General features: G+C 44.2%; 1 protein-coding gene and 1 pseudogene. Both read left to right on the top strand.

Translation table 11 applies throughout. The annotated features are described in order from the left end of the window. Nucleotides 1–663: pseudogene (locus A3766_RS01360) on the top strand (DNA mismatch repair protein MutS); the annotation flags it as partial. Nucleotides 664–820: 157 nt separating this feature from the next. Next, a complete protein-coding gene (gene fdxA / locus A3766_RS01355; RefSeq protein ID WP_068510699.1) occupies nt 821–1,144 on the top strand; it encodes a ferredoxin FdxA in 324 nt (107 codons plus the stop codon). Nucleotides 1,145–1,166 lie beyond the last annotated feature (22 nt).

The following is a 1,166-nucleotide window of genomic DNA, read 5'->3' as shown; positions in this document are numbered from 1 at the left end:
GAAATCGACCAAATATTCACACGAATGGGAAGTTCTGACGATACGGCAGGCGGTCGCTCCACTTTTATGGTTGAGATGACCGAGACTGCGAACATCTTGAATAACGCTACAGAAAACAGTCTGGTCTTGATGGATGAAGTAGGAAGAGGTACCAGCACTTTCGACGGTTTGTCGCTTGCATGGTCTAGTGCAGAGCATTTGGCTAAAAATATCCAAGCTTATAGTTTGTTCGCAACTCACTATTTCGAAATGACGCAGCTTGCTGAAGAGCACGAGAGTGTTGTCAACGTTCACCTGAGCGCTACTGAGCACGAAGATAGAATTATCTTTCTACATAATGTTCTTGAAGGCGCCGCAAGCCAAAGCTACGGTTTGCAGGTCGCGCAGCTCGCAGGTGTTCCGGATAGTGTTATTGGGAAGGCGAAGGAAAAGCTAAGTTCTTTGGAGTCTACGGAAACAAGCGAGCCGTCTGAGCCCATAACTGCAAGCAATATTGCAACACAAGCTACTGACTCTATTTCAGAACAAAATGCATTTCAAAGTGATATGTTTGCACAAGAGCCTTCATTGATTGAGAAAGCATTTGCTAACCTGGACCCTGATGAGCTTAGCCCTAGGCAAGCATTGGATAAGCTTTATGAGCTACGAAGATTGATCAACTAAGTTATATGATGCCTTGTCTCTTGCGCTAACTTACTTGTGTTTTAAGTCAATAATCGTAACATTTGCGCTATGACAGGCGTTTAAGCTTGAACCCTGTCACATCTGACATTAGAATACACCGCATAATTTTAATGAGACCAAACACTGGAATAGCAATATGACATTTGTTGTAACCGATAACTGTGTTAAGTGTAAGTACACAGATTGTGTGGAAGTTTGTCCTGTAGACTGCTTCTATGAAGGCCCTAACTTTCTGGTAATCGATCCTGACGAATGTATCGATTGCGCACTTTGTGAGCCAGAATGCCCAGCTGATGCAATCTTTTCTGAGGACGAATTGCCTGCCGACCAGACGCAGTATATCGAGCTAAACGCCGAGCTATGTCAGACTTGGCCCTGCATTACCGAGCAAAAAGACCCGCTTCCAGATGCTAAAGAGTGGGACGGTGTTCCTAACAAGCTTCAATATCTAGAGAAGTAAATTCTTTAGTCGCCTTGTCGTT

The sequence above is a fragment of the Oleiphilus sp. HI0132 genome (genome assembly GCF_001635845.1).
Note: the sequence above shows the minus strand (reverse complement) of the source record. Positions and strands in the feature narration are given on the sequence as shown.

Coding starts and splice junctions, on each gene's coding strand:
- fdxA (WP_068510699.1), top strand. CDS start 821: ATGACATTTGTTGTAACCGATAACTGTGTTAAGTGTAAGTACACAGAT.